Source organism: Streptomyces sp. NPDC031265, assembly GCF_055570295.1.
Genome location: NZ_JBVIHM010000010.1, coordinates 160,362 through 186,944, shown reverse-complemented (window position 1 = coordinate 186,944; position 26,583 = coordinate 160,362). Strand labels below are relative to the sequence as shown.

The window sequence follows — 26,583 nt, the reverse complement described above, 5'->3', positions numbered from 1 at the left end:
GCCGTGGGGCGACTCCTCCTGGCCGGGTGACAATGATCCCCGCCCTGTCCAGCGCCTATCCGTTCGACGGGGCGGGGAGAGACAAGAGCGAGGGGGACGCCACGAACACCGCATCACCGGGCCGCTGGTCCCTGGTCGTGCCGCTGAAGCCGTTGGCACTGGCGAAGAGCAGGCTCGCCGCCGCCGTCGGCGCGGCGCTGCGGCCCCGGCTCGCCCTGGCGTTCGCCCTGGACACCGTGGGGGCGGCGCTCACCTGCCCGGAGGTACGGGATGTGGCAGTAGTCACGGACGATCCGCTGGCGGGCGCGGAGCTGGCCGCACTGGGCGCCCGGATCGTCGAGGACCGCCCGGGCGCGGGCCTCAACGCGGCCCTCGTGCACGGGGCGTACGCGGTACGGGCGCTGCGCCCCGGGGCGGCGGTCGCGGCCCTGAACGCGGATCTGCCCGCACTGCGGCCGGCGGAATTGGGCCGGGTCCTGGATGCCGCCTCCACATTTCCGCGCGCATTTCTGGCCGATGCGGCCGGAATCGGGACGACATTCCTTTCCGCCAGGGCCGGGGTGGATTTGGCCCCGCTTTTCGGTGGCCCCTCGCGCGCCGCGCATTCGGCCTCGGGGGCTGCGGAAATCCTGCTGGACGGGGTGGACTCGGTACGCCAGGACGTGGACACCGGGGTGGACCTGCTGGCCGCCCTGACCCTGGGCCCGGGCCCGGCGACGGCGGCGCTGCGGGCAGCGGTGGATGTCGTACCGGGGCACTAGGCTTTCCGGTATGCAGGCGACCGCGTACACATACGACTTCGAGACCCGCAGCGGCAGTGTGCTGCTCGACGACGGCACCCCGGTGGACTTCGGGGCCGAGGCGTTCGACGCGGGCGGGCTGCGGCTGCTGCGGGTGGGCCAGCGCGTCCGTATCGAGACGGAGGGCGCGGGCACGTCCCTGCGCATCACGCTGGTGACGCTGCAGACCTTCTGAGGGCGCAGACCTTCCGGGGGCGCAGACCTTCTGAGGGCGCAGACCTTCCGGGGGCGCAGACCTTCTGAGGGCGGGCCGGACACGCCGCGGGCCGGGCTCCCCGAGGGGGGCCCGGCCCGGCGGTGAGCCGTCCGGCGGTGCCTACTTCTTGCGGGCAGTCGTCTTCTTGGCGGTGGTCTTTCGCGCGGTGACCTTCTTGGCGGGCGCCTTCTTCGCGACGGCCTTCTTCGCGGGCGCGGTCTTCGCCGTGGCCTTCTTGGCCGTGGTGGCCTTCTTCGCCGTGGTGGTCTTCTTCGCGGCCGGGGTGGCCTTCTTGGCGGTGGTGGCCTTCTTGGCCGCCGCCGTGGTCTTCTTCACGGCCGCCGTGGTCTTCTTGGCGGTCGTCTTCTTCGCCGTGGTCTTCTTGGCGGCGGTGGCCTTCTTGGCGGTGGTGGCCTTCTTGGCCGCGGCCTTCTTGACCGTGCTCCGGCTGGACGTGCCACCGGAGAGGCTGCCCTTGGGTGCCTTCTTCACGGCGACCTCGTCGCCCTTGGGGAGCTTCTTCGAGCCGCTGACCAGGTCCTTGAAGCCCTGACCCGCACGGAAGCGCGGAACCGAGGTCTTCTTGACCCGCACACGCTCACCCGTCTGCGGGTTGCGGGCGTAACGGGCCGGACGGTCGACCTTCTCGAACGAACCGAAACCGGTGACCGAGACACGGTCGCCGGCGACGACGGCCCGGACGACCGCGTCCAGCACCGCGTCCACGGCGTCCGCGGCCTGCTGACGGCCGCCGAGCTTGTCGGCAATCGCTTCTACGAGCTGCGCCTTGTTCACGTCTTCCCCTTCGGAGACATTGGCCGGAACGAATCTGTTCTGGCTTTTTCGCACGTTAGGCAGATATATACCGCAAATCAAACACGAAACGGGCTAATCACCCTAGTGCCGCAACGAAGTCGGCCTTCGCCGAACTCCTTGTGACTCAGTCGCCTTCGGGGAATCGGCCCTCGTCGAGGTCCTTCATCAACCGGTCCAGACGCCTTGCCGCATCGGCGAGATCGTGTTTGGCAGCCGCTGTGATGACCAGCAGCTTCCGGGACAGCGCCATCCGTACGCCCTCCGGGACTTGCAGTTCGCGCACCACTGTGTGCGCTTCTTTCAGTCGGTCCGCGACGACCCGGTAGAGCTCGAGTTGGCTGTCGCGTTCCATGCGCCGATTGTGCCATCTGGGGCGAGTTGTCGCCTCCGGCGGGGGCAACTGAGGGATTCCGGGTGGTTTCCGGTTCCCCAACGGCCACCGGTCGCGCAAGTCCCAATCCGGCCATCTGCTGTGCAGCCTAGGCTAGTTGACGCCACCCTGACACCCCGCAACGCAACACGCCCCCTGTCCCGAAAGACAGGGGGCGTGTTGGGCCGAAAGACTGCCGAAGGCCCGCCGGAGAGGCGGCGTCCGGCCGTCAGACCTGCGAGGTGCTGGGCTTGTAGGAGGGCCGCTTCGCCTCGTACGCGGCGATGTCCGCCTCGTTCTGCAGGGTGATGCTGATGTCGTCCAGGCCGTTCAGCAGCCGCCAGCGGGCGTTTTCGTCGAGCTCGAAGTCCGCCGTGAGGCCCTTCGCGCGGACCTGGCGGTCCTGGAGGTCCACCGTGATCTCGGCGTTCGGGTCGCTTTCCGTCAGCTCCCAGAGCGCGTCCACGACTTTCTGGTCGAGAACCACCGTGAGCAGCCCGTTCTTCAGCGAGTTGCCCCGGAAGATATCGGCGAACCGGGACGAGACCACGGTTTTGAAGCCGTAGTTCTGCAGCGCCCAGACCGCGTGCTCGCGGGAGGATCCCGTACCGAAGTCGGGGCCCGCGACCAGCACCGACGCCCCCTGGCGCTCGGGCTGGTTCAGGATGAAGGACGGGTCCTTGCGCCAGGCCTCGAACAGCCCGTCCTCGAAGCCGTCCCGGGTGACCTTCTTCAGCCAGTGGGCCGGGATGATCTGGTCGGTGTCGACGTTGGAGCGGCGCAGCGGGACGGCCCGGCCGGTGTGCGTGGTGAAAGCTTCCATGGCTGATCAGACTCCAGCGGGCGTACGGGCGTCGGTGAGGTCGGCGGGCGAGGCCAGATGGCCGAGAACCGCTGTCGCGGCCGCGACCTGCGGCGAGACCAGGTGGGTGCGGCCGCCCTTGCCCTGCCTGCCCTCGAAGTTGCGGTTGGAGGTGGAGGCGGAGCGCTCGCCGGGGGCCAGCTGGTCCGGGTTCATGCCCAGGCACATCGAGCAGCCCGCGTGCCGCCATTCGGCGCCGGCGGCGGTGAAGACCTTGTCCAGGCCCTCCTCGACGGCCTGCAGGGCGACCCGCACCGAGCCCGGGACGACCAGCATCCGTACGCCGTCGGCGACTTTGCGGCCCTCCAGGATGGAGGCGGCCGAGCGCAGGTCCTCGATGCGGCCGTTGGTGCACGAACCTACGAAGACGGTGTCGACGTCGATGGTGCGCAGCGGCTGCCCGGCGGTCAACCCCATGTACTCCAGGGCCTTTTCGGCGGCCAGGCGCTCCGAAGCGTCTTCGTACGAAGCCGGGTCGGGGACGGACGCCGAAAGCGGTGCGCCCTGGCCCGGGTTGGTGCCCCAGGTGACGAACGGCGAGAGCTCGGTGGCGTCGATGACCACCTCGGCGTCGAAGACCGCGTCCTCGTCCGTCTTGAGGGTCTGCCAGTACGCGACCGCCGCGTCCCAGTCCGCGCCCTCGGGGGCGTGCGCGCGGCCCTTGAGGTAGTCGAACGTGGTCCGGTCGGGGGCGATCATGCCCGCCCGGGCACCGGCCTCGATCGACATGTTGCAGATGGTCATCCGGGCCTCCATCGAGAGCTTCTCGATGGCCGGGCCGCGGTACTCCAGGACGTAGCCCTGGCCGCCGCCGGTGCCGATCCGGGCGATGATGGCCAGGATCAGGTCCTTGGCGGTGACGGCGTCGGGCAGTTCGCCCTCGACGGTGATGGCCATGGTCTTGAAGGGCGCCAGTGGCAGGGTCTGGGTGGCGAGCACATGCTCTACCTGTGAGGTGCCGATCCCGAACGCCAGGGCACCGAAGGCACCGTGCGTGGAGGTGTGCGAGTCGCCGCAGACCACGGTGGTGCCGGGCTGGGTCAGGCCCAGCTGCGGTCCCACCACGTGGACGACGCCCTGCTCGACGTCGCCGAGCGGGTGCAGCCGCACGCCGAACTCGGCGCAGTTCTTGCGCAGCGTCTCCAGCTGGACCCGGGAGACCGGGTCGGCGATGGGCTTGTCGATGTCGATGGTCGGGGTGTTGTGGTCCTCGGTGGCGATGGTGAGGTCGAGGCGCCGGACCGGGCGGCCGTTGGCGCGCAGACCGTCGAAGGCCTGCGGGCTGGTCACCTCGTGCAGCAGGTGCAGATCGATGAAGAGGAGGTCGGGCTCGCCCTCGGCGCGCCTGACGACATGGTCGTCCCAGACCTTCTCCGCGAGTGTCCTACCCATCGCTTTCCCTCCGGCCGGCGTCGTCGCCGGCCCAACTAGAGACCGGGTGCTCCGCCCGGGCCCCCGGGACCGGACGGTGGCTGCGGACCGTTGTGCGGACCGCCAGTACAGGTTCGCAAGTTCCGGAGAAAATTGAACTTGCGTTTCACAGAGTGAGACGCGAGTATCGTTTCATGGACAACTCTAGCGGCGTCGGCGTTCTCGACAAGGCGGCTCTCGTCCTGAGCGCCCTGGAGTCCGGTCCGGCCACCCTCGCGGCTCTGGTCGCGGCCACCGGGCTCGCACGACCCACGGCACACCGCCTTGCCGTGGCACTGGAACACCACCGCATGGTGGCGAGGGACATGCAGGGCCGGTTCATCCTCGGCCCGCGGCTCGCGGAGCTCGCGGCAGCGGCCGGCGAGGACCGTCTGCTGGCCACGGCCGGGCCGGTGCTCACGCATCTGCGCGATGTGACCGGCGAGAGCGCGCAGCTCTATCGCCGTCAGGGCGACATGCGGATCTGCGTGGCGGCGGCCGAGCGGCTGTCCGGACTGCGGGACACCGTGCCGGTCGGCTCGACCCTGACGATGAAGGCGGGCTCCTCCGCCCAGATCCTGATGGCGTGGGAGGAGCCCGAGCGCCTGCACCGGGGCCTGCAGGGCGCCCGCTTCACGGCGACGGCCCTGTCGGGCGTACGACGCCGGGGCTGGGCCCAGTCGATTGGCGAGCGCGAGCCGGGCGTGGCCTCGGTCTCGGCGCCGGTGCGCGGCCCGTCCAACCGCGTGGTGGCGGCCGTCTCGGTCTCCGGACCGATCGAGCGCCTGACCCGCCATCCGGGCCGGATGCACGCCCAGGCGGTCATCGACGCCGCCGCCCGCCTCTCCGAGGCCCTGCGCCGCAACGGCTAGCCCGCCCCACGTCCGCCTCCGGCCCACCGCTTCAACGCCGCAGCGGTGGGCCGGAGGCGTGTCCGGGGGCGCGTCCGCGGGCGCGGAGTGACCGTGCGGGAGCAGATGCCGCAGCCCCGCACCCCTGAGGGGCGCGGGGCTGCGGCATTCGCGGCTCCACCGCGTGGGCGCGACCGGCCCCCACCGGCCCGCGGACGAAGAACCCGTCCTCCCCGGCGGAGCGCTACGCCGCCTTCAGGCGGTCCGCCGCACGGTCGCCCCGGCGGCCGACCGGGACCACGCCCGTCGCCTTGCCCAGGCCGAACCCCGGCATCGAGAAGTAGACCGACTCGTACGAGCCCGCCGGGACCACATACGTCTCGTGCCAGACCCCCACGGCCCCCTTGGCCCCGCGCGCCCGGCGGTTGAAGGCCGCCCAGGCCGGGCGGTGCTCCTTGTCCTGCGCCGACGCGTACGCCAGGAGCTTCTCCTTGGACTCCCAGTACTGCACCACCGCCAGCGTGCGCGGCCCGGCCAGGACGGGCTGGAAGCCGAGCAGCCCGCTGCCCTCCTCCTTGACGAGCTCCTTCAGCATCCGGGGCATCGCGGAGGTGACCGGCAGCCAACTGCGCAGCGCGCGGAAGCGGTTGATGCGCATCCCGATGAGGAAGACCACGACGTCCCCCTCGGCGGCGGCGGTCATGCGTCCTTCGGTCGGCTTCTCACTCATGACGTTCCCCCAGTGACCAGTGACAGCTGCTTGGCGCGCATTGGATAGTTCCGCTATCCGGTGGTTAGATAGTGGCACTCTCCAAGGGAAGGCGCAAGAGGAATGAGACTGGCGGAGCTGAGCGAGCGGAGCGGGGTCGCCCCGGCGACGATCAAGTACTACCTGCGCGAGGGGCTGCTGCCGCCCGGCCACCGGGTCACCGCCACCCAGGCCGACTACGACACCACCCACCTCCAGCGGCTCAAGCTGGTGCGCGCGCTGATCCAGGTGGGCCGGGTGCCGGTGGCCGCCGCCAAGGAGGTGCTCGCGGCCCTGGAGGACGACTCCCTGGACCACCACTCCCGCCTTGGCGTCGCCGTCGAGGCCCTGCCGAACGCGCCGGAGCCCGACCCCGCCGACCCGTACGCGCGGGCCGCGCGCGAGTCGGTGGACGCGCTGATCGACGGACTCGGCTGGCAGTACGGCGGCTCGGACCCGCAGGGCAGCTCGGGGGCGTATCTGACGCTGCTGGCGGCGGTGACCGCGCTCACCCGGCTCGGATACCCCTGCGCCGCCGAGGAGTTGGCCCCGTACGCGGCGGCCGCCGCCCAAGTCGCGATCACCGACCTGGACTTGGTGGAGCGCTACGCCGCCCCCGCCGAACAGGTCGAGGCGGCGGTGGCGTTGACCGTCCTGTACGAGCCGGTGCTGCTGAGTCTGCGGCGGCTGGCCCAGGCGCAGGAGTCGGCACGGCGGTTCGTCCGGCCGTGAGCGCCGCCCGGGGGCGGACCGCCCCCGGGCATGCGGAAGGGGCCCGGCACACAGTGTGTGCCGGGCCCCTCCTTCACGTACCCCCGACCGGATTCGAACCGGCGCTACCGCCTTGAGAGGGCGGCGTGCTAGGCCGCTACACAACGGGGGCGTGGATCCCGAGGGATCGATGAACCACAAGATCTTCGACCTTGCGATCCGCTGGGCTACCAGGACTCGAACCTAGAATGACGGTACCAGAAACCGTAGTGTTGCCAATTACACCATAGCCCATGGTGGTTTAGACCAGTACCCCCGACCGGATTCGAACCGGCGCTACCGCCTTGAGAGGGCGGCGTGCTAGGCCGCTACACAACGGGGGCCCTAGCGATCCTGCATGAGAGTCAGCGGGTGCGACCCGGACTGCCTCCCTGGGAAGGATCTGTACCCCCGACCGGATTCGAACCGGCGCTACTGCCGTGAGAGGGCAGCGTGCTAGGCCGCTACACAACGGGGGCTTTGCGGATCTGGAATCCGCGGTGCAGATAAGCTCTGCGAGCTGGCCTACCAGGACTCGAACCTAGACTAACGGAACCAGAAACCGTCGTGCTGCCAATTACACCATAGGCCACCAAAGCGCAACCTCCGCAGGAGGTTTTGCTCGGCTTGCGCTTTCGGTTCCGGGCTTTTCTTCCCGCTCCCCTCGGCGCAGGAAGAACATTACCCGAAGGTGTCCGGCGCTCCAAAACGGGTATCGCGGCGCAGCAGGCCGGGGAGCTCCTCCAGGCCCGTGATCCGGATCAGGTCGGGCCGCCCGCCCACTCCGTTGCGGTCCAGCCAGATCCCCAGGAGCCCCGCCTCGACGGCCCCGCGCGCGTCGATGTCCGGCTGGTCTCCCACGTACGCGACCTCCCCCGGCGCCAGGCCCAGCTCCTTGCAGGCCGCGTGGAAGGCGCCGGCATCGGGCTTGGAGACCCCCAGCTCGGCCGCGCACACCACGGCCTCGAACCGGTCCCGTACGCCCAGGACCCTCAGCTTGCGCTCCTGGTGGTGGAGGGAGGAGTTGGAGAGGACGGCGTGCCGGTAGCCGTCGGCGAGCAGATCGAGGACGGGCACGGTGTCCGGGAAGAGCGACCAGGCGGCCTCGTAGTGGGCCAGGTGCCGCTCGAACCAGGCCTCCGCCTCGGGGTCGGCCGGCTCGGCGCCGAGGAAGGCGCGCACCCGGTCGCGCCGCTGCCCCTGCCAGTCGGTCTCCCCCGCCGCGAACCGCGCCCAGTGGTACGCGGTGAGCTCGTCCCAGGTCGTGAGCGCCTGGTCCATCGACGCGTACGCGGCGGGCAGCCCCTCGGCCTCCAGATGCACGTGCATGCCCCTGCGGGCGGCCGAGGCGTAGTCGAAGATCGTGTCGTCGATGTCCCAGAGGACGGCGCGGGTCGCCATGCCCCGACGGTACCCCGGCGCCGCTCCCCGGCTGGGGGTTCGGGGGTTATTCCCCGGAAAATGCAGTACCGATGTCCCGCAGGACGGCTCGGACGGTCATGCCTCGACGGTACGCCGAAGGGGCGGCAGCCGGTCCGGCTGCCGCCCCTTCGGGTCGTACGTCATACCTGGCCGGACCCGTGGGAGGTCCGCTGCGGCGCCCCGCGCCCCTCAGGGGCGCGGGGAACTGCGCGACAGGCCCCCGCGGACCCGCAGCCGAAGCCACCGCACTTCCAGCGGAGCGCTCACGCGGTCAGCTTCGTCAGCGCCGCGTCGATGCGGGCCAGGGTCTTCTCCTTGCCCAGGATCTCCAGGGACTCGAAGAGCGGCAGACCGACCGTGCGGCCGGTGACGGCGACGCGGACCGGGGCCTGGGCCTTGCCGAGCTTGAGGCCGTGCGCCTCGCCGGCGGCCAGGACGGCCTCCTTGAGGGACTCCGGGGAGGACCAGTCGGCCGCCTCCAGCTTCTCGCGGGCCGTGCGCAGCAGCCCGTCCGAGCCCTCCTTCATCGCCTTCGCCCAGGACGCCTCGTCCTCGACCGGCTCCTTCAGGAAGAGGAAGTCGACGTTGGCCGTGATGTCCGAGAGGACGGTCACGCGGGTCTGGGCGTGCGGCGCGATGGCCTCCCAGGCGGCGCGGTCGAAGTCCTCGGGCGCCCAGTTGGCGTGCGGGGCGGTCAGCCACGGCTCGCAGGCCGCCGTGAACGCCTTCACGTCGAGCAGGCGGATGTGGTCCGCGTTGATCGACTCGGCCTTCTTCAGGTCGAAGCGGGCGGGGTTGGCGTTGACGTCCGCGACGTCGAACTTCGCGACCATGTCGGAGATCGAGAAGACGTCCTGGTCGGCCGAGAAGGACCAGCCGAGGAGCGAGAGGTAGTTGAGCAGGCCCTCCGGGAGGAAGCCGCGCTCCCGGTAGATGTTCAGGGACGCCTGCGGGTCGCGCTTGGAGAGCTTCTTGTTGCCCTCGCCCATGACGTACGGGAGGTGGCCGAAGGCCGGGGTCTCCTTGGCCACGCCCAGCTCGATCAGCGCCTTGTAGAGCGCGATCTGGCGCGGGGTGGAGGAGAGCAGGTCCTCGCCGCGCAGGACGTGGGTGATCGCCATCAGGGCGTCGTCGACCGGGTTGACCAGTGTGTACAGCGGGGCGCCGTTGGCGCGGACGATGCCGTAGTCCGGCACGTTGTCCGGGGTGAAGGTCAGCTCGCCGCGGACCAGGTCCGTGAAGGTGATCGGCTCGTCGGGCATCCGGAAGCGGACGATGGCCGTGCGGCCCTCCGCCTCGTACGCCGCCTTCTGCTCCGCGCTCAGCTCGCGGCAGTGGCCGTCGTAGCCGGACGGCTTGCCGGCGGCGCGGGCCGCGTCGCGGCGCTCGTCGAGCTCCTCGGTGGTGCAGTAGCAGTGGTACGCGTAGCCGCCCGCGAGCAGCTTCTCGGCCACGTCCTTGTAGATGTCCATCCGCTGGGACTGGCGGTAGGGCGCGTGCGGGCCGCCCACCTCGGGGCCCTCGTCCCAGTCGAGGCCCAGCCAGCGCAGCGAGTCGAGCAGCTGGTTGTACGACTCCTCGGAGTCGCGGGCCGCGTCGGTGTCCTCGATGCGGAAGACCATGGTGCCCTGGTTGTGCCGGGCGAACGCCCAGTTGAACAGGGCGGTGCGGACCAGGCCGACGTGCGGGTTGCCGGTCGGGGAGGGACAGAAACGTACGCGTACGGGGGAGCCGGGTGCGCTAGCCACGCTTGACAACCTTGTTGGTGAGAGTGCCGATGCCTTCGATGGTGACGGCGACCTCGTCGCCGACGTTGAGGGGGCCGACCCCGGCGGGGGTGCCGGTGAGGATGACGTCGCCCGGGAGCAGCGTCATGGCCTCGGTGATGTGGACGACCAGGTCCTCGATGGAGCGGATCATGTCGCTCGTGCGGCCCAGCTGGCGCTGTTCGCCGTTGACCGTCGCCTGGATCGTGAGATCCGCGGGGTCGAGGTCGGTCTCCACCCAGGGGCCGAGCGGGCACGAGGTGTCGAAGCCCTTGGCCCGGGCCCACTGCTTCTCGCGCTGCTGGGCGTCGCGCGCGGTGACGTCGTTGGCGCAGGTGTAGCCGAAGATGACGTCCTTGACGCGCTCGCGCGGGACCTCGCGGCACATCCGGCCGATGACCACGGCCAGCTCGGCCTCGTGGTGCAGCTCGTTGGAGAAGGAGGGGTACTCGATCGCGTCGCCGGAGCCGATCACCGAGGTGGTGGGCTTGAAGAAGGCGACGGGCACCTCGGGACGCCCCTGATCGTCAAAAATGGCGTTGCCGAGCTCCTTGGCGTGCTCCGCGTAGTTGCGGCCGATGGCCACGACCTTGTTGGGCAGCACCGGCGGCAGCAGCCGGACCTTGCTCAGCGGGACCTTGGTTCCGGAGAGCTCGAAGTCGGCGTACGGAATGCCCTTGATGATGTCGAGCACGAGCCCCTGCGGGGTGTCCTCGACCGCGCCGAAGGCGACATTGCCGTCGATGGAGAATCTGGCGATGCGCACGGGATGCTGTCGCCCCTCACTTGGTCGCTGGCTGGAGACTGACGCTCCAGGCTAACGCGGGTGAGGGGGCGACCTGCGCTATCTACCGGGCGGCGGCGACCGGGGCGTCCATCAGGACGGTGCGGCGCGGGTTGGCCGTCTGGGTGGGCAGGTCGACAGCGTGCTCGGGCAGGAGCTCCGTCTGCATCTCCTCGGCGTCCGCGAGGTGCGCCAGGGTGGTGCGGCGGGGGTTGGCTATGGTGCGGATCATCATCGTCGTCTTCATCTGCCGTTCGGACCCTGTCGGTTGCGGGGCGCGCGGCGGCGCCGGTTGTCGGATTGACCATCCCTGTAAAGCGTCAGGCTAAACATTCGAATTCCCGGCAAACGGCTGTAGAGCCGACGATCATCATGTGAGTTTGCTCACGAGTTGGTAAACAATTCGGGCATTACGGCCAGTCAATTCCGGCCGCCGAAACGGACATTGCACCACTGAACCCTCCATTCCGCTCTTGATCATGGCGACTGGGTCACTCCTCCCATGTAAGCGACTCGTGGGTAAAAGTCCGATTCATCCGGGCATGGTTTCTACGGCTCGTTACCCGGCCATCACAATGTGTCACTCAGGTCACAGCCCGGTACGCGGGCCTTGTTGGAGATCCGGCACTGTGCTGGAATTCCACGCACCGCCGCGGGTCACTGACCGGCGCGCAGGGCGCAACGCAGCGCCGAGTGGCGGCGGGGAGGGGGAGTCCAACAAGCGCCGGTCACTCACGACCAACACATGGGGCACACACTTGCCCCACGACGCCGACACCGTCCCTTCCGTTCAGAGCGGGGGGACGCCTGGTCCAGAGGTTGCGACGCTAGTGCAGGGACGTTTCAAGAGGAATGGCAGCGCTGCGGCGGAGCAGGAGCCGCACGGCGGGACTGGCTCCACATCAGTCAGTTCCTCGCCCCAGCACGCCCAGAACCCCCGGGCCACCCAGAATCCATCGGCTCCTTCGCCGGGCGGCGACGAGAACGGCGGCCCCTCCGGCCCGACCGGTCGCTCCGCCGCGGGCGGTGAGAAGCCCGCCGCGCCCAAGCCGAAGCCGGCCGTGGACACGGGGTCGCGAATAGCCCTGCGCAACTGGCGCATCTCCACCCGACTGGTCGCGCTGCTGACCCTGCCCGTGGTCGCCGCGACCACCCTCGGCGGGCTGCGCATCAACCAGTCGATGAACGACATGAAGCAGCTCGACCACATGCAGCTGCTCACCGACATGACCAAGCAGGCCACCGAGCTGGCCGCCGCGCTCCAGGAGGAGCGCGACAAGTCGGCGGGCCCGCTGGCCACCGACACCGGCGCGGACATGGTCCAGACGGCGCGGGGCACCACCGACCGGGTCAAGCAGTCGTTCATGACGGCCACCCAGGACGTCGACAACCCGGACAACGACGACGCCCTGGAGTCGATCCGCCGTAACGTCACGGCCATCGCGATCCAGCTCCAGGACCTCGACAACATCCGTAAGAGCGCCTACCACGGCGACGTCTCGGACTCCCAGACCGTCGAGGGCTACAGCCGCCTCATCCGCGGCCTCCTCAGCCTCTCCCAGGACATGGCGCAGGCCACCTCCAACCCGGAGATGATCAAGCGCACCCGTGCGCTGGCCGCGTTCTCCTCCGCCAAGGAGTACGCCTCCATCCAGCGCGCGATCATCGCCGCCGCGCTCCCCGCGACCAAGGACAAGACCGGCACGCTGGCCGAGTCCGACCGCCTCTACGCCAAGTCCGCGGCGGACGGCGAGCGCCAGGAGCTGTCGTCGTTCTCGATCGTCTACGAGAGCAACCACGGCAACCCCGAAGAGCTGATGGCCCCGCTCGACAAGGGCAACTCGGAGATCACCGCGGCCAACGCGTACTCCCAGCGCGTCCTCAAGGGCGGCCTCGCCACGGAGACCAAGCGCTCGTACCTCGACTGGTACGACCAGGACTCCAACAAGATCAACCAGATGAAGACGATCGAGCAGACCCTGCTCGGCGAGATGGAGCAGAAGGCCCGCGAGCTGCGCGACCAGTCGCAGCGGGACGCGATCCTCAACGGTGCCCTGATCCTCATCGTCCTCGGTGTCTCGCTGGTCGGCGCGTTCGTCGTGGCCCGGTCCATGATCCGCTCGCTGCGGCGCCTCCAGGACACCGCGACCCGGGTCGCCCAGGACCGGCTGCCCGAGCTCGTCAAGCAGCTCTCCGAGTCCGACCCGCAGGACGTCGACACGTCCGTGGAGTCGGTCGGTGTGCACTCCCGGGACGAGATCGGCCAGGTGGCCGCGGCCTTCGACGACGTGCACCGCGAGGCCGTGCGTCTCGCCGCCGAGCAGGCACTTCTGCGAGGCAACGTCAACGCGATGTTCACCAACCTCTCGCGCCGCTCGCAGGGCCTCATCCAGCGTCAGCTCTCGCTCATCTCCGAACTGGAGTCCCGCGAGGCCGACCCGGACCAGCTCTCCTCGCTCTTCAAGCTCGACCACCTCGCGACCCGTATGCGCCGTAACGGTGAAAACCTCCTCGTTCTGGCCGGTGAAGAGCCCGGTCGCCGTTGGACCCGGCCCGTCCCGCTGGTCGACGTGCTCCGCGCCGCCGCCTCCGAGGTGGAGCAGTACGAGCGCATCGAGCTGGCCGCCGTGCCCGCCACCGATGTCGCCGGCCGCGTGGTCAACGACCTCGTGCACCTGCTCGCCGAGCTCCTTGAGAACGCCACCTCGTTCTCCTCGCCGCAGACCAAGGTCCGCGTCACCGGTCACGCGCTGCCCGACGGCCGCGTCCTGGTCGAGATCCACGACACCGGCATCGGCCTCTCCCCCGAGGACCTCGCCGCGATCAACGAGCGGCTCGCCTCGCCGCCCACCGTGGACGTCTCGGTCTCGCGCCGCATGGGTCTGTTCGTGGTCGGCCGCCTGTCCCTGCGACACGGCATCCGCATCCAGCTGCGGCCCTCCGACTCCGGCGGTACGACGGCGCTCGTCATGCTGCCCGTCGACGTCGCCCAGGGCGGCAAGAAGGCCCCGGGCAAGCCCGGCGGCCCCCAGGCGCAGGGCCCGGCGGGCCCCGGTGCCGGCCGTCCCGGCGTGACCCCGGGCCCCGGTGCCCGCGCCGGTCTCGCCGGTGCGCTCGGCAGCGGCCCGGCCGGCGGCCCCGGTGGCGGCGGACGGCTCGGCGCGGGCGCCCCGCGCGGAGCGGTGGCCGGCGGCGCCGGTCCCCGTGCCGCGCTGCCCCCGCGCGACGGCAGCGCCCAGCAGCCCCGCCAGGGCCAGAACCAGGGCGGCTTCGGCCAGGGCGGCGCCTTCGGCACCGGCACCCCGGCCCAGCAGCCCCCGGCCCCGCGCCGCGGCGACCGCCCGCTGACCCCGCAGCCCGGCGCCCCGCGCGCCGAGCTGCCCGGCGGCGGCGCCCCGCAGCGCCCGCAGGCCGCGAGCTGGGGCAACGAGCAGGCGTCGCCGGACGGCCCGCGCGGCCACGAGGAGATCGAGCAGCACACCGGCCAGTACCCCCGGCCGCAGCTCGACGACCGCCAGGGCCCCGGCTCCACGGCCGAGTTCGCCCGCCCGGACTTCGACGGGCCGCCGCCCGGCCGCCAGGACACTTCGTCGACCGGCCAGTTCGTCCGCCCGGACGTCTTCGGCGCGCCGCAGGGCGCCCAGGACCCCTCACCTCTGTCGCCGCAGGCGAATGGCCAGTTCGAGCGCCCCGGCACGTACGGCCAGAACAGCGGCCGGAACACGGGCCAGGGCAACGCCCAGAACACCGGCCAGTACGCCCGGCCGCCGATGGACGACCGCCAGGGACCCGGGGCCACCTCGGAGTTCGCCCGGCCGGACTTCGACGCGCCGCGTGCCCCGCAGCAGCCGCAGCCGCAGCAGTACCAGGCGCCGCAGCAGCAGCCCCGCCAGAACCAGGGGCCGCGTCCGGACGCCGGGAACCTGCCGCAGCAGTCGCAGCCCGAGGCACTGCCGCCGGCTCCGAACGCCGGTGACGGCCGTACACCGCTGTACGACACCCTGGAGACCAACTGGTTCCACGGTCAGGGCGGTCAGAACGGCCAGCAGCCGGGGCAGCCCGCACCGGGCGCCCCGGGCCAGGGCAACCAGGGCCAGGCCGGCCAGGGCGGACCCCAGGGTCTGCGTCCGGCGCAGCCCCCCGCCGCGGCGCCGCAGAGCGCCGAGCGCCGCCCGGCGCCCGTCCAGGGCGACGCCAACGGCGCCCCCGGCAACGGCGCGCCCGGCAACGGCTCCTGGCGCCCCTCGCCCAACGACGAACTCGTCCGCCAGGCCGAGCGGGCCCGCAAGCCCGCCGCCGGCGGTGTCACCACTTCCGGTCTGCCCAAGCGGGTCCCGCGTGCCAATCTGGTCGCGGGCACCGCACAGCAGCAGCAGAACCAGGCAGGCCCCCAGGTCTCGCGTGCGCCCGACGACGTGCGCGGCCGCCTGACCAATCTCCGCCGGGGTATCCAGCAGGGGCGGCAGGCCGGAAACGGCCCGTCGACCGGCAGTTTCTCGATGGACCCCACTCACCAGCAGGAGCGATAGTTGAGTCAGATGAGCCAGGCGGCGCAGAATCTGAACTGGTTGATCACCAACTTCGTGGACAACACCCCCGGGGTGTCCCACACGGTGGTGGTCTCCGCCGACGGCCTGCTGCTTGCCATGTCCGAAGGATTTCCGCGGGACCGGGCCGACCAGCTCGCGGCCGTGGCGTCCGGCCTCACCTCGCTGACCGCGGGTGCGTCCCGGATCTTCGAGGGCGGCACCGTCGCCCAGACCGTGGTGGAGATGGAGCGCGGCTTCCTCTTCCTCATGTCCGTCTCCGACGGCTCCTCGCTGGCCGTGCTCGCACACCCCGAGTGCGACATCGGCCTGGTCGGTTACGAGATGGCCCTCCTGGTCGACCGCGCGGGCTCCGTCCTCACCCCGGACCTGCGAGCGGAGCTCCAGGGAAGCCTGCTCCACTGAGGCCCCCCACTCAGTCAGAACCCACCGTCCGGCCGCACAACGCCCCCCACCGGCCACATCCGACGGCTCGAAGACACTCGCTGTCCCTGCTGTCCCGCCCGGAGGATCAATGACCCCGCCACCCGCCTCACACGATTCGTACGGCGCTCTGCACGCGCACTACGACAGTGAAGGCGACCAGCCGCTGGTCCGCCCGTACGCCATGACGGGCGGCCGGACCCGGCCGCGTTACCAGCTCGCCATCGAGGCCCTGGTCAGCACGACCGCGGACCCGGCGAACCTGGCCACGCTGCTCCCGGAGCACCAGCGGATCTGCCACCTGTGCCGCGAGGTCAAGTCGGTGGCGGAGGTCTCGGCGCTGCTGCAGATGCCGCTCGGCGTGGCCCGGATTCTTGTCGCCGACCTGGCGGAGGCCGGCATGGTGGCCATCCACCAGCCGGGCAATGGAGAGGCCGGCGGCACGCCGGATGTGACGCTGCTCGAAAGGGTGCTCAGTGGACTTCGCAAGCTCTAGCGGCGGTGCTGCCCGCTCTACCACCTCCGCGAAGATCGTGGTGGCGGGCGGCTTCGGCGTGGGCAAGACCACGTTCGTCGGCGCGGTCTCGGAGATCAACCCCCTGCGTACCGAGGCCGTCATGACGTCCGCTTCCGCGGGCATCGACGACCTCACCCACACCGGGGACAAGACCACCACCACGGTGGCCATGGACTTCGGCCGCATCACCCTGGACCAGGACCTGATCCTGTACCTCTTCGGTACGCCGGGCCAGGACCGCTTCTGGTTCATGTGGGACGACCTGGTCCGCGGCGCGATCGGCGCCGTCGTCCTGGTGGACACCCGCCGCCTCGCCGACTGCTTCCCGGCCGTCGACTACTTCGAGAACAGCGGCCTGCCGTTCGTCATCGCGCTGAACGGCTTCGACGGCCACCAGCCGTACACCCCGGACGAGGTCCGCGAGGCCCTGCAGATCGGTCCGGACGCCCCGATCATCACCACCGACGCCCGCCACCGCGGCGATGCGAAGAGCGCGCTGATCACGTTGGTGGAACACGCGTTGATGGCACGACTCAAGTAGTCAGGGGTATACGGCAGTTGTCGTAGACGAACAGGGGCGGACTGTGTCCTTTGACACGATCCGCCCCTGTGTTCATAACGTTTCGACAGAGAATTCCCACGTCACGGCAACCCGCCGCGTTCACGCGGTGTCGCTGCGCTCACATTGGCCCCGCCTTTTGGCGGGGCTCGCTCTTTATGCCCGTTTTATCTGAGGCGTGTGCCACTCGGAACCCCTCATTCCAGCTGTTTGGAACGGACCCCCCTGGCGTGCTGGAATTCGACGAACTCCCGAGTAGTACGGCTCAGAACATTTATAGGCACACCGCGAGAGGTGCCGGCGCCGAGAGGTTGTTGGTCGAGTGAGGCGAAGCACGACGAGCTCCGCGACGCAGCAGGCGCGGGGCAACTTCACCCCGCCGCAGCGCAATGCGGCGACGCCGGACGAGCTGCCGAAACCCTCCGGGGGGAAGCCCGCGGGCCCCGACACCGGCAGTCAGAGCAAGTTCTCGCCGCGCAACTGGCGGGTGGCCACCCGTCTGAACGCCATCCTCCTCATCCCCGTCCTCGTCGGCCTGGTCATGGGCGGCTTCGAGGTCAAGGGGTCCATATCCACCTGGCGCGACGCGCGTGACGCCGAGAAGACGGCGCACATCGTGAGCGCCGCGTCGGCGTACGGCCAGGCCCTGCTCAACGAGCGTGACCTGACCGCTCAGCCCCTGCTGCAGAACAAGCGCGACAGCGACGTCATCAACAAGGCGTACGCCGCCTCGGACGCGGCCCGCGCCAAGTTCGACGACGAGGTCAAGGGCATGCCGGACACGGCGAGCCTCCAGCGCCGTCTGACCAAGGTCCGCGAGGCCGAGAAGAGCCTCGACGTACTGCGCAAGACCGCCTACGCCAAGGGCGTCGAGGCGAAGAACCCGGTGCTGACCGAAGAGGGCTACACCTCGGTCCCCCACTACCTGAGCACGTTCTCCAACGAGCTCGGCCTCGGCACCGGCAACATCACCAGCTACGGCCGCATGGTCTACGCGGTCGACCTCGCCAAGGCCGCCGAGTCGCTGCAGCGTTCCATTGGTCTGCACCTCATCCTCCGGCCGAGCGAGGACCCCAAGACCTTCCAGATGCAGGTCAAGGCGTTCAACTCGTACAACTACCTGGAGTTCATCGCCCTCGGCGAGTTCGACGCGGGTGGTACGGACGCGGACAGCGCCCATCTGAAGCAGGTCATGGAGGCCAAGGCCGCCCAGGCCGCCAGGGACCTCCCCGCGACGCGCCAGCAGGCCGACGACGGCCCGCGCATCGGTGCCGCCCCGGCCCGCGACGGCTCGCCCTTCAACAGCATGGCCGCCGCGATCGGCGAGGGACAGAGCGCCAAGCAGCTCAAGGCCCAGGGCATCACGCCCGACGCCTGGATGGCCGCCTCCACCGCCAAGTTCGACGGCTACACCGAGATCGAGCAGGACCTGGTCAACCGGGCCGTGACCGAGGCCGGTCAGATCGCGGACGACGCCAAGACCTCCGCGTACATCAACGGCGCGATCGTCGTGGTCTCCCTGCTCGCCGCCTTCATCCTGGCCGGCATGGTGGCCCGCCAGATGAGCCGCTCGATGCGCCGGCTGCGCTCCGCGGCCTTCGAGGTGGCCCAAACGCGGCTGCCCATGCTCGTCGACCAGCTCTCGCGCACCGAGCCCGGCCGGGTCGACACCCGGGTCGAGCCCATCCCGATCACCTCCACGGACGAGATCGGCGAGGTCGCCCGCGCCTTCGACCAGGTCCACCGTGAGGCCGTCCGGCTCGCCGCCGAGCAGGCGCTCCTGCGAGGGAACGTCAACGCGATCTTCACCAACCTGTCGCGCCGCAACCAGTCCCTGATCGAGGGCCAGCTGACCCTCATCACCGACCTGGAGAACAACGAGGCCGACCCGGACCAGCTGGAGAGCCTCTTCAAGCTGGACCACCTCGCGACCCGTATGCGCCGCAACGGCGAGAACCTCCTGGTCCTCGCCGGCGAGGAGCCGGGCCGCCGCTGGAACCAGCCGGTCCCGCTGGTCGACGTGCTGCGCGCCGCCTCCTCCGAGGTGGAGTCGTACGAGCGCATCGAGCTGACCGGTGTGCCGGAGAGCGAGATCCACGGCCAGGCCGTGACCGACCTCGTGCACCTGCTCGCCGAGCTCCTGGAGAACGCCACCACGTTCTCCTCGCCGCAGACCAAGGTCCGCGTCACCGCCACCCGTCTTCCCGACGGCCGCGTCATGGTCGAGATCCACGACAAGGGCATCGGCCTGACCGCCGAGGACTTCGCGGACATCAACCACAAGCTGGCGAACCCGCCGACCGTGGACGCCGCCGTCTCGCAGCGCATGGGCCTGTTCGTGGTCGGCCGGCTCTCCGACCGGCACGGCATCCGCGTCCAGCTGCGCCCCTCCGGCGAGCAGGCGGGCACCACCTCGCTGGTCATGCTCCCGGACGCGATCACCCACGGTGGTGGCGGCGAGGCGCTGCCCGGCGACGACTTCACGGTCTCGCAGATCATCCCGGAGCAGCAGAGCTTCGAGGCCCCGGCCCCTGCGCTGCGCACCGCCGCCGAGCTCGGCTTCGACGACTCCCGCTACGAGCAGGGCGGGCAGGACGGGGACGACCCCCTCCAGCTCGACCCGGTGAACCGCTCGCTGATGCGCGAGGAGCGCCGTGCGGCCCTTGAGGCGCAGGCGCAGGGCGGCGACCGCCCGCTCTACCGCGACGAGGTCGACGGTGTGCAGCAGCGCGGCGCGTACGACGAGCAGTACGGGCAGCAGCAGTCCTACGAGAACGGGTACGACGAGTCGTACGACGGCCGGCAGGCCTCGTACGACAGCAACCAGTTCGACGGGCAGCAGGGGCAGCGGCAGTACGCGCAGGACTACCCCGGCGCGTACCCGCAGGAGTCCTACGGACAGCAGCAGAACGGCTATCCGGACCAGGGCTATGCGGAGGCCGCCTACCAGGCGCCCGCGGCCGACGGTCCGCAGTACGACGGCGGCTACGGCGACGCGCCCCACCAGGGCGAGTGGCAGCAGAACGCCCCGTACCAGGATTCCTACACGTCCGACTACCAGCAGGCGAACGAGGAAGCGGAATCCGCTCCCGACGTTCCCGCCGGCGGCCGCGACCGCGTAGGCTTCGACCGTCCGGGCCCCACCCCGGCCTCCTCCCACGAGCTGACTGGCGCCGGTCTGCCGAGGCGCGGCGGCGGCCAGCAGAACTGGCAGCCCGCCGCCCAGGAACCGCAGCAGAAGTCCGAGCCGCAGCGGCCCGAGCAGCAGCAGCCCGTCAACGGCACCGACCCCGCGACCGTGAACGGATCCTCGAACGGAACCGTGAACGGAACCGGAACCGGAACCGCGAACGGCGCCGCATCCGGCACCGACAAGCCCACCGGCGACTGGCGTTCGACCAACGACGAGCGCTGGACGCGGGCCGAGAAGCTGCGTGAGCCGAAGGCCGGCGGGGTCACACCCTCCGGGCTTCCCCGGCGGGTACCCAAGGCCAATCTGGTCGAGGGTGCGGCGGAGCAGACCCCGCAGGGCGGCCCACAGGTCTCCCGCGCTCCCGAGGACGTCCGCGGCAGGTTGAGCAACCTGCGCCGCGGCGTACAGCAGGGCCGCAGCGCGGGGTCGGACACAAGTAACACCTACAACCAGGAGCGTTAGTGTGAGCCCGATGAGCCAGGCGGCGCAGAATCTGAACTGGTTGATCACCAACTTCGTGGACAACACCCCCGGGGTGTCCCACACGGTGGTGGTCTCCGCCGACGGACTCCTGCTGGCGATGTCCGAAGGCTTCCCCCGGGACCGGGCCGATCAGCTGGCGGCAGTTGCCTCCGGACTGACGTCCCTGACCGCGGGAGCCTCCCGGATCTTCGAGGGCGGCGCCGTCAACCAGACGGTCGTGGAGATGGAGCGCGGCTTCCTCTTCATCATGTCCGTTTCGGACGGGTCCTCGTTGGCCGTACTCGCCCACCCCGAGGCCGACATCGGTCTCGTGGGCTATGAGATGGCTCTCCTTGTCGACCGCGCGGGCTCCGTCCTCACCCCGGACCTGCGCGCGGAACTACAGGGCAGTCTCCTTAATTAGTTGTGAACTTCCCGTTCTCAACTACCAGACAGGCAGTGCGTTTCTCGCCACCGCGCCATAAAGTGCGGTGGCGCGGTCCCACAGGAACGGGCGACCGGCAGTCGGAGGAGGAAACGTGACAACACCCCCAGGCGGACACCCATACAACGGTGGCCAGCAGTCTCAGGGTGAGCACGGGCAGAACCGGTTCAACTTTCCCTCCGCCCCCAGCAGAAGCGGCCAGGGCCAGCACCCGTACCAGCAGCCCCACCGTCAGCCGGGTCCGTACGACCAGCCGCCGCAGCCCCGCATCGAGCCGGTGCAGCCGCGGCAGACCCCTCCGCCTTCCCCGGCGGGCGGCACGCACAACCCCCTTGTGCGTCCGTACGCCATGACCGGCGGCCGCACCCGGCCGCGCTACCAGCTCGCCATCGAGGCGCTGGTGCACACCACGGCGGAACCCGCCAGGCTGCAAGGGCAGTTGCCCGAGCACCAGCGGATCTGCCATCTGTGCCGTGAGATCAAGTCGGTCGCCGAGATCTCGGCACTCCTCTCCATCCCCCTCGGCGTTGCCCGGATCCTCGTCGCCGACCTGGCGGAGGCCGGACTTGTCGCCATCCACCAGCCCGGCGGCGACGAGTCCGCCGGCGGCCAGCCAGATGTGACACTGCTCGAAAGGGTGCTCAGTGGACTTCGCAAGCTCTAGCGGCGGTGCTGCCCGCTCCACTACTTCCGCGAAGATCGTGGTGGCGGGCGGCTTCGGCGTGGGCAAGACCACGTTCGTCGGCGCGGTCTCGGAGATCAACCCCCTGCGTACCGAGGCCGTCATGACGTCCGCTTCCGCGGGCATCGACGACCTCACCCACACCGGGGACAAGACCACCACCACGGTCGCGATGGACTTCGGCCGCATCACGCTCGACCAGGACCTGATCCTGTACCTGTTCGGCACCCCCGGCCAGGACCGCTTCTGGTTCATGTGGGACGACCTGGTCCGCGGCGCGATCGGCGCCGTCGTCCTGGTGGACACCCGCCGCCTCGCCGACTGCTTCCCGGCCGTCGACTACTTCGAGAACAGCGGCCTGCCGTTCGTCATCGCGCTGAACGGCTTCGACGGCCACCAGCCGTACACCCCGGACGAGGTCCGCGAGGCCCTGCAGATCGGCCCGGACACCCCGATCATCACCACCGACGCCCGCCACCGCGCGGACGCGAAGAGCGGCCTGATCACCCTGGTCGAGCACGCGCTGATGGCCCGCCTGCGCTAGCCGCACGCCACGCCGCACCTCCCGACGCCGGGACCCGTCAAACGGGTCCCGGCGTCTGTGGTTCCCGCGCCCGTGCGGACACCGGCGGGCAACGCGAAGGGCCCCGCCGCTCCAAGTGGAGCGGCGGGGCCCTTCGCGGCGTGTGGGCCTAGCCCTGCCAAGAATGCGCCGCCCGGAAACCGGGCGTGCGCTCCAGGCGGCGCCAGCCCGCCGTGTCGCGGCCTCGCGACGGGGACGGGGCGGACCGGGCGGCCGCGCGGGCGAGCAGGACGGCCGTGATGGCCGCCAGCTCCTCGGGCGCGGCTTCGCCCTTCTCTACGCGGAGGACGGAAGGAGAGGAAGAGGTCGGGGTGGTCAACGGGGCTCCTCGTTACTGAGGCGGATTGCCGTGCTTGCGGGACGGCAGGTCGGCGTGCTTGGTGCGCAGCATCGCGAGGGAGGCGATCAGCACCTCGCGGGTCTCGGCGGGGTCGATGACGTCGTCGACGAGACCCCGCTCGGCCGCGTAGTACGGGTGCATCAGCTCGGCCTTGTACTCCTTGACCATGCGCACGCGCATCGCCTCGGGGTCCTCGGCCTCCGCGATCTGCTTGCGGAAGATGACGTTGGCGGCACCTTCGGCGCCCATCACCGCGATCTCGTTGGTCGGCCAGGCGTAGGTGAGGTCGGCGCCGATGGACTGGGAGTCCATGACGATGTACGCCCCGCCGTACGCCTTGCGCAGGATCAGCGAGATCCGGGGCACGGTGGCGTTGCAGTACGCGTACAGCAGCTTCGCGCCGTGCCTGATGATTCCACCGTGCTCCTGATCGACACCGGGCAGGAAGCCGGGCACGTCCAAAAGGGTGACGATCGGGATATTAAAAGCATCGCACATCTGGACGAAACGGGCGGCCTTTTCCGACGCCTCGATGTCCAGTACGCCGGCGAGCGACTGCGGCTGGTTGGCCACGATGCCCACGACCTGGCCGTCGAGCCGGGCGAGGGCGCAGATGATGTTGCGGGCCCAGCGCTCGTGGATCTCCAGGTAGTCGCCGTCGTCGACGAGCTCCTCGATCACCTTGTGCATGTCGTACGGGCGGTTGCCGTCGGCGGGCACCAGGTCGAGCAGCACCTCGCCGCGCCGGTTCGCCGGGTCCTCGCTGGGGTGCGTCGGCGGGTTCTCGCGGTTGTTGGCCGGGAGCATCGACAGGAGGTAGCGGACCTCGGCGAGGCAGGTCTCCTCGTCGTCGTACGCGAAGTGCGCCACGCCCGACGTCTCGGCGTGCACGTCCGCGCCGCCGAGCCCGTTCTGGGTGATCTCCTCGCCGGTCACCGCGCGGACGACGTCCGGGCCGGTGATGAACATCTGCGAGGTCTCGCGGACCATGAACACGAAGTCCGTGAGCGCCGGGCTGTAGGCGGCGCCGCCCGCGCACGGGCCGAGCATCACGCTGATCTGCGGGATGACGCCCGAGGCGCGCGTGTTGCGCTGGAAGATGCCGCCGTAGCCCGCGAGGGCGCTGACGCCTTCCTGGATACGGGCGCCGGCGCCGTCGTTCAGGGACACCAGCGGCGCTCCGGCCGCGATGGCCATGTCCATGATCTTGTGGATCTTGGTGGCGTGGGCCTCGCCCAGGGCGCCGCCGAAGATCCGGAAGTCATGCGCGTAGACGAAGACCGTACGGCCCTCGACCGTGCCCCAGCCGGTGATGACACCGTCCGTGTACGGCTTCTTGGCCTCCAGGCCGAAGCCGGTCGCCCGGTGCCGCCGCAGCTGCTCGACCTCGCGGAACGAACCCGGGTCGAGGAGCAGCTCGATCCGCTCGCGTGCGGTCAGCTTGCCCTTGGCGTGCTGCGCCTCGGTCGCGCGCTCGCTCGGCCCGCGCCGGGCCTGCTCGCGCAGGGCCAGCAGCTCGGCCACGCGGCCACGCGCGTCACTCGGCTCACCCGGGGTTTCGTCCACAACGGTCATGCATCGACCCTACGAAGTCGACCAAGAATTTCCCGCCGTCGACTCCGTACAGTGTCCGGACCGTTTTCCTGGTGGCCCTGAACAGAACAATCTCACGATGCAGGCGAAGTACCAGCTCAAGGCCATCCCGCTTTGTGGAGGTCCAACAACGCCATCAGATGAGAGCCACGTCACAGCGGTGGCTCGCGCCCGCCGTGCCCGGTGTGATCCGCAGCCGCAGCGCCTTGCCGGCGGCAAGGACCTCGACCGCGGAATCGGCGCTGGTCACCCGTCGTACGGGACGGTTCCAGGTCACCTCGAAAGGCTGTCCGGTGCGCGGCGGCTCGCTGACCCGGAGCGTGGCCGTCGCCCCTTTACTCCGTACGAGGACGCTCGCCGACGCGGAGACCGCCAGCGGGCCCGCGCTGCCGGCCTGCCAGAAGTTGGCGCACAGCAGGTCGAGGGAGGGCACGGACACGGCCTGGCAGGCGGCCGTGTCGGCGAGGACCGACAGCCAGCCGGCGTCGGCGGCACGGGCCGCGACCGTCTGCCGCGAGGCGCCCGGCATCAGCTGGTAGCTGTACGAGGCGCCCACCGGGTCGGTCCCGTGGTCCAGCCACAGCGTCTGATAGGCGCGGGTGCGCCGCTCGGTCGAGCTCGTGGTGTTGATGTCGCTCCACGCCCCGGTCCTGGCCTCGCGCAGGGTGTGCAGCGCGGTGGTGCCGCCGGGGAAGACCCAGCCGCCGTGGCCTTCCAGGTGCGCCCAGCGGGGGCGGGCGGCGGTGTCGAGGGTGAACCGGCCGGTTCCGGCCCCGCCGAGGTTGCGGTTGTCGACGACCGTCTCTACCCGGACGCCGTCGACGGCGGTGATCCCGGCGCCGAGGCAGATGACGGTCCCGGCCGTGCAGAACCAGGACTTGCGGGCCTCCAGGGTCGAGCCGAGCCCCTTCACGTGCTGGCCGACGGCCCCGAACTCCCCGTCGCTCGCCCCGCCCACCCACTTGACGGCGGGCTTGGCCTCGCCCCACTCGCCGCCCGCCCGGTCCGCCAGCCGCTTGGTGGACACGGTGGTCCCCGGCAGCCGGTACGGGTCCACGGTCGGCCAGAACCAGTCCGTGTACTGGTCGTTGCCCTGCTCCCCCGGCCACCAGTAGAGCATTCCGGCGCCGGTGTGCCAGCCGCGCGGGTTCTCGCCGTTGCCGCACTCGTAGTACGCGATCCGCTCCGAGGCCATGGCGATGTTGGCGGTCCAGGAGGGGCGGCGGTGGACGGCGCGGTCCATGGCGGCGAAGAGGGTGTGCCCGACCGGCTCGGGCGCGGCGGCCACGGGTGACTCGACGACCGCCTGGAGCCGGGCCAGGTCCGCGACCCCGAATTGGCGGGCGGTCAGGGCGGGATGGGTCGGATCCCGCTCGATCCAGCCCTTGATCATGCCCTGCCACCGGGTCCGCTCGGCCTCGGAGGCGCCGCCCGCGAGGACCGCGACGGCGGCGATGATCCCCTGCCCGTGGAAGTGGTCACCGCGCATCACGTGCAGATCGTCCGACAGCAGATAACCCCGGCTCACCGCACGCCCGTTGACGCTGTCCATGACCAGCCCGTTGTGGATCAGCGGTGCGTACGCGCGCTCCACGCTGTCGAGGATGATCTGCCGGCCGGGGTCGGTGACGGCCCAGCTCGTCCCGGCGAGCAGCGTGAAGAGCCGCCCGAGCCCGTCGAGCATGACCTGTCCGTACGTACCGGAGTAGGCGATGGACGTGTGCTGGATGAACGATCCGTCGGCGTAGAGGCCGTCGCCCTTGGTGACGTACGGGAAGACCGGCGACAGGGCGTCGCGGGCGAGCGCGAGCTTGGCGGGGGTGCGGCCGAGGGCCCCGCGCACCGCGACCGAGCGGCACAGGTCGACGCGGTTGGCGCCGGTGGAGGTGCCCGAGTAGTCGGCGAGCGCGGAGTCGGGAACGAAGTGGTCGACGGCGGCGCAGGCGGCCTGGATCCGGTCCTCGTCCAGGTGCTCGTAGAGCGCGTTGACCAGGTCGGTGAGCAGCCGGGGGCTGCCGATCTGCCACTCCCACCAGTTGCCGTAGCGTGTGGTGGACGGGTTGTAGACCTTCGCCGCCAGGTGGTCGAGACCGGCGACGACAGCGCCGAGTAGGCCCGTGTCGCCGGTGAGGCCGGTGGCGGGCTGGAGGAAGGCCTGGGCCATGGTCCACAGCCGGTCGTAGCTCTGGGTGATCCCGGCGGGCGGGTCGAACGGGCAGTCCGGCCAGAGCGAGCGGTCGGCCGGGGCCATCGAGGCCCGGAAGGCCCGGGCGCGGTCGCCGGTCTCCTTGAGCCGGGAGGCGTACGGCTCGGCGCCCGGGTCGAAGCCGGTGCCGAGCGAGAGGTCGCGCCAGCGCCCGCGCAGCACGGCGAACTCATCGGCGGCGGACTCATCGGCGGCGGACGCTTCGGGAACCGCGGCCAGGGCGAGAGCGTTTGCCCCCACGACGGTGAGGAACGTGCG

At 70.5% G+C, this 26,583-nt stretch carries 24 protein-coding genes and 5 tRNA genes; 12 read left to right on the top strand and 17 right to left on the bottom strand.

Features of this window, described 5'->3' with window-relative positions:
* The first annotated feature begins 32 nt into the window (after positions 1–32).
* A complete protein-coding gene (cofC, locus tag ACZ499_RS18010) occupies positions 33–761 on the top strand; it encodes a 2-phospho-L-lactate guanylyltransferase (RefSeq protein WP_468676131.1) in 729 nt (242 codons plus the stop codon).
* 10 nt (positions 762–771) lie between these two features.
* Entirely contained in the window at positions 772–975 is a 204-nt protein-coding gene (locus tag ACZ499_RS18005; protein WP_371654942.1) for a hypothetical protein, read from the top strand.
* Between the two features lie 141 nt (positions 976–1,116).
* Here ACZ499_RS18005 and ACZ499_RS18000 read toward each other — a convergent pair whose 3' ends face one another.
* The 4 genes from ACZ499_RS18000 to leuC form a co-directional block, all read right to left on the bottom strand.
* Entirely contained in the window at positions 1,117–1,791 is a 675-nt protein-coding gene (locus ACZ499_RS18000) for an HU family DNA-binding protein (protein ID WP_468676041.1), read from the bottom strand.
* Positions 1,792–1,936: 145 nt separating this feature from the next.
* Positions 1,937–2,164 carry an SCO5555 family protein gene (locus tag ACZ499_RS17995; RefSeq protein WP_067164676.1) on the bottom strand — a complete coding sequence of 76 codons (228 nt, stop codon included), beginning with the start codon at positions 2,162–2,164 and terminating at the stop codon, positions 1,937–1,939.
* A 247-nt stretch (positions 2,165–2,411) separates the two neighbouring features.
* Positions 2,412–3,005, bottom strand: coding sequence for a 3-isopropylmalate dehydratase small subunit (gene leuD, locus ACZ499_RS17990; RefSeq protein WP_468405906.1), 594 nt, complete (start codon positions 3,003–3,005; stop codon positions 2,412–2,414).
* A gap of 6 nt (positions 3,006–3,011) precedes the next feature.
* The gene (gene leuC, locus ACZ499_RS17985; protein ID WP_468405908.1) at positions 3,012–4,436 is read right to left on the bottom strand and encodes a 3-isopropylmalate dehydratase large subunit; all 1,425 of its coding nucleotides are present in this window, start codon (positions 4,434–4,436) and stop codon (positions 3,012–3,014) included.
* 173 nt (positions 4,437–4,609) lie between these two features.
* Between leuC and ndgR the strand changes: the two genes are divergently transcribed.
* Positions 4,610–5,326 carry an IclR family transcriptional regulator NdgR gene (gene ndgR, locus ACZ499_RS17980; RefSeq protein WP_371654937.1) on the top strand — a complete coding sequence of 239 codons (717 nt, stop codon included), beginning with the start codon at positions 4,610–4,612 and terminating at the stop codon, positions 5,324–5,326.
* A gap of 223 nt (positions 5,327–5,549) precedes the next feature.
* Here the strand turns inward: ndgR and ACZ499_RS17975 are convergent, their stop codons facing one another.
* Positions 5,550–6,035: a DUF4188 domain-containing protein gene (locus tag ACZ499_RS17975; RefSeq protein ID WP_468676037.1), complete on the bottom strand. Its 486-nt coding sequence runs from the start codon at positions 6,033–6,035 to the stop codon at positions 5,550–5,552.
* 102 nt (positions 6,036–6,137) lie between these two features.
* Between ACZ499_RS17975 and ACZ499_RS17970 the strand changes: the two genes are divergently transcribed.
* A complete protein-coding gene (locus tag ACZ499_RS17970; RefSeq protein ID WP_468676035.1) occupies positions 6,138–6,785 on the top strand; it encodes a MerR family transcriptional regulator in 648 nt (215 codons plus the stop codon).
* A gap of 78 nt (positions 6,786–6,863) precedes the next feature.
* Here the strand turns inward: ACZ499_RS17970 and ACZ499_RS17965 are convergent.
* The 9 genes from ACZ499_RS17965 to ACZ499_RS17925 all read right to left on the bottom strand — a co-directional run bounded on the left by ACZ499_RS17965 (position 6,864) and on the right by ACZ499_RS17925 (position 11,022).
* Positions 6,864–6,936 (bottom strand) — tRNA-Glu (locus ACZ499_RS17965).
* Between the two features lie 50 nt (positions 6,937–6,986).
* Positions 6,987–7,058: transfer RNA gene (locus ACZ499_RS17960), tRNA-Gln, on the bottom strand.
* Between the two features lie 16 nt (positions 7,059–7,074).
* Positions 7,075–7,147 (bottom strand) — tRNA-Glu (locus ACZ499_RS17955).
* Between the two features lie 62 nt (positions 7,148–7,209).
* Positions 7,210–7,282, bottom strand: a tRNA-Glu gene (locus tag ACZ499_RS17950).
* 41 nt (positions 7,283–7,323) lie between these two features.
* A tRNA-Gln gene (locus ACZ499_RS17945) sits at positions 7,324–7,395 on the bottom strand.
* Between the two features lie 89 nt (positions 7,396–7,484).
* A complete protein-coding gene (locus tag ACZ499_RS17940; RefSeq protein ID WP_468676033.1) occupies positions 7,485–8,204 on the bottom strand; it encodes an HAD family hydrolase in 720 nt (239 codons plus the stop codon).
* A gap of 284 nt (positions 8,205–8,488) precedes the next feature.
* Positions 8,489–9,973 (bottom strand): glutamate--tRNA ligase, encoded by a 1,485-nt coding sequence (gltX, locus tag ACZ499_RS17935; RefSeq protein WP_468676031.1) that lies wholly within the window; start codon positions 9,971–9,973, stop codon positions 8,489–8,491.
* Positions 9,966–10,757 carry a fumarylacetoacetate hydrolase family protein gene (locus ACZ499_RS17930; RefSeq protein WP_468405918.1) on the bottom strand — a complete coding sequence of 264 codons (792 nt, stop codon included), beginning with the start codon at positions 10,755–10,757 and terminating at the stop codon, positions 9,966–9,968. The genes gltX and ACZ499_RS17930 overlap by 8 nt, the downstream gene beginning before the upstream one ends.
* Positions 10,758–10,839: 82 nt before the next feature.
* Positions 10,840–11,022 carry a hypothetical protein gene (locus tag ACZ499_RS17925; RefSeq protein ID WP_371654931.1) on the bottom strand — a complete coding sequence of 61 codons (183 nt, stop codon included), beginning with the start codon at positions 11,020–11,022 and terminating at the stop codon, positions 10,840–10,842.
* Between the two features lie 583 nt (positions 11,023–11,605).
* Here ACZ499_RS17925 and ACZ499_RS17920 point away from each other — a divergent pair.
* The 8 genes from ACZ499_RS17920 (at position 11,606) to ACZ499_RS17885 (ending at position 22,147) form a co-directional block, all read left to right on the top strand.
* Positions 11,606–15,304: a sensor histidine kinase gene (locus ACZ499_RS17920; protein WP_468676028.1), complete on the top strand. Its 3,699-nt coding sequence runs from the start codon at positions 11,606–11,608 to the stop codon at positions 15,302–15,304.
* 9 nt (positions 15,305–15,313) lie between these two features.
* On the top strand, positions 15,314–15,727 hold the full coding sequence (locus ACZ499_RS17915; RefSeq protein WP_067164664.1) for a roadblock/LC7 domain-containing protein: 414 nt from the start codon (positions 15,314–15,316) through the stop codon (positions 15,725–15,727).
* Positions 15,728–15,836: 109 nt separating this feature from the next.
* A complete protein-coding gene (locus ACZ499_RS17910; protein WP_468405922.1) occupies positions 15,837–16,241 on the top strand; it encodes a DUF742 domain-containing protein in 405 nt (134 codons plus the stop codon).
* Entirely contained in the window at positions 16,222–16,803 is a 582-nt protein-coding gene (locus ACZ499_RS17905) for a GTP-binding protein (RefSeq protein WP_067164660.1), read from the top strand. The genes ACZ499_RS17910 and ACZ499_RS17905 overlap by 20 nt, the downstream gene beginning before the upstream one ends.
* Positions 16,804–17,143: 340 nt before the next feature.
* Positions 17,144–20,476 (top strand): sensor histidine kinase, encoded by a 3,333-nt coding sequence (locus ACZ499_RS17900; protein ID WP_468676025.1) that lies wholly within the window; start codon positions 17,144–17,146, stop codon positions 20,474–20,476.
* Between the two features lie 10 nt (positions 20,477–20,486).
* Positions 20,487–20,900, top strand: coding sequence for a roadblock/LC7 domain-containing protein (locus ACZ499_RS17895; RefSeq protein ID WP_053725133.1), 414 nt, complete (start codon positions 20,487–20,489; stop codon positions 20,898–20,900).
* Between the two features lie 115 nt (positions 20,901–21,015).
* Positions 21,016–21,585 carry a DUF742 domain-containing protein gene (locus ACZ499_RS17890; protein ID WP_385550053.1) on the top strand — a complete coding sequence of 190 codons (570 nt, stop codon included), beginning with the start codon at positions 21,016–21,018 and terminating at the stop codon, positions 21,583–21,585.
* Positions 21,566–22,147 (top strand): GTP-binding protein, encoded by a 582-nt coding sequence (locus tag ACZ499_RS17885; RefSeq protein WP_031229389.1) that lies wholly within the window; start codon positions 21,566–21,568, stop codon positions 22,145–22,147. Before ACZ499_RS17890 ends, ACZ499_RS17885 begins: the two co-directional genes overlap by 20 nt.
* 148 nt (positions 22,148–22,295) lie before the next feature.
* Here the strand turns inward: ACZ499_RS17885 and ACZ499_RS17880 are convergent, their stop codons facing one another.
* The 3 genes from ACZ499_RS17880 to ACZ499_RS17870 form a co-directional block, all read right to left on the bottom strand.
* A complete protein-coding gene (locus ACZ499_RS17880) occupies positions 22,296–22,505 on the bottom strand; it encodes an acyl-CoA carboxylase subunit epsilon (RefSeq protein WP_468676020.1) in 210 nt (69 codons plus the stop codon).
* Positions 22,506–22,517: 12 nt separating this feature from the next.
* Positions 22,518–24,101, bottom strand: coding sequence for an acyl-CoA carboxylase subunit beta (locus ACZ499_RS17875; RefSeq protein WP_468676019.1), 1,584 nt, complete (start codon positions 24,099–24,101; stop codon positions 22,518–22,520).
* Between the two features lie 154 nt (positions 24,102–24,255).
* Positions 24,256–26,565 (bottom strand): polysaccharide lyase 8 family protein, encoded by a 2,310-nt coding sequence (locus ACZ499_RS17870; protein ID WP_468676018.1) that lies wholly within the window; start codon positions 26,563–26,565, stop codon positions 24,256–24,258.
* Between the last annotated feature and the right edge of the window lie 18 nt (positions 26,566–26,583).